The organism is Pseudomonas sp. P5_B2 (assembly GCF_056400445.1).
Genome location: NZ_JBFULH010000932.1, coordinates 1 through 1,287, shown reverse-complemented (window position 1 = coordinate 1,287; position 1,287 = coordinate 1). Strand labels below are relative to the sequence as shown.

1 protein-coding gene is annotated in these 1,287 nt (G+C 53.6%); it reads right to left on the bottom strand.

The features are described from left to right. Positions 1-101: 101 nt before the first annotated feature. Positions 102-923, bottom strand: a complete 822-nt coding sequence (locus tag AC1DRJ_RS28095) for a DeoR/GlpR family DNA-binding transcription regulator (RefSeq protein ID WP_477805013.1) — start codon at positions 921-923, stop codon at positions 102-104. Between the last annotated feature and the right edge of the window lie 364 nt (positions 924-1,287).

Genomic DNA, 1,287 nt, shown 5'->3' with positions numbered 1-1,287 from the left:
GCTCTGACCCTCGATGTTCAATTACCGCTGCGTTGCCTGGAGGCAATGTCAGCGGGGGAGGCTCCGGCCAGTACCGGAGCCTTTCTTTTTTTGGGTCGCTTTCAGGTCTGTTTCTGATCTGCTGGCAACACTAATTCAACACCTTGTTTGCGAATCCCGTCTGCCGCAGCCGGAGCGAGAGCATCGTCGCTGATGATGATGTCGAACTGCTCAAGCCCTGCGATCTTGTACATGCTGAATGTGCCGTACTTAGAGCTACTGGCAATCAGTACCACCTGCGACGCCGACTGCATTGCCACTTGCTTGACTTCGACCTTCAACGCAGAAGGCGTGGTGATGCCGCGACGTAGATCCCAGGAACTGGTGGAGATAAAAGCGATGTCCGTTACGACCTGACGCAAGGTGGCGACGGCGAGTCCGCCGACACAGGAATGATTGGAGTGATCAAGCTGTCCGCCCGTGTGGATCACCGTCACCTGCTGCGCGTCCAGCAAGGCCTGCACCACGCCAAAATCGTTGGTCACCACAGTCATGCCAGACAACGCTTTTATGTACGGAACGATCTCCAGCGTACTGGTACCGGCATCCAGATAGATCGTCATATCCGCGCGCAGTAATCGGGCAGCGAGCTTTGCCATGGCTTGCTTTTGCGGCAACTCGACGACCGCCTTGAGCTGATGGCTGGGTTCGCTGTGCAGTTGGCTGGCAAGACGTACCCCTCCGGTGACGGAATAGGCGCGTCCTTCCTGCTCAAGCAGGGCGATATCGCGCCGTACAGTCATGTGCGAGCAATCGAACATCTCCATCAATTGGTGAACACTCAGCACCTGGTGCTTGCGTAACTGACGCAAAATCAATTCACGGCGCTGATCAGGAATCACCGGGGTGGTACTGACGGCTGCGATGTCCTTTTGACTAGGCATTGGGTACTCCAAAGGGGTGCAGCTTCAGGTTTGGTATAACCCACATGGTAGCGAATCTACTACCTAATCAGTAGTGTCGACGTGCAACGACTTCAGACTGCCGTTGCGTCCCCGTAGTCGGACCAGGATTCGAGAAAGCCCTTGGATCCGATATAGCTCGAACTTAGCCTGTTATTCCATAAAGAAAGTACAAACGAATTATATATTGCGTTTTAATCTAATCAGTTTTTTTGAATTGATTGGAGTACTGGCCTTTGAAAACTACGGCACTTTTACCCTTCGGCTTGGCGTTACTGGCTACCTGCTCAACAGTTTTCGCAGGTACGACCCTCGATCGCGTGACCAAAAACGGCGAGTTGACCGG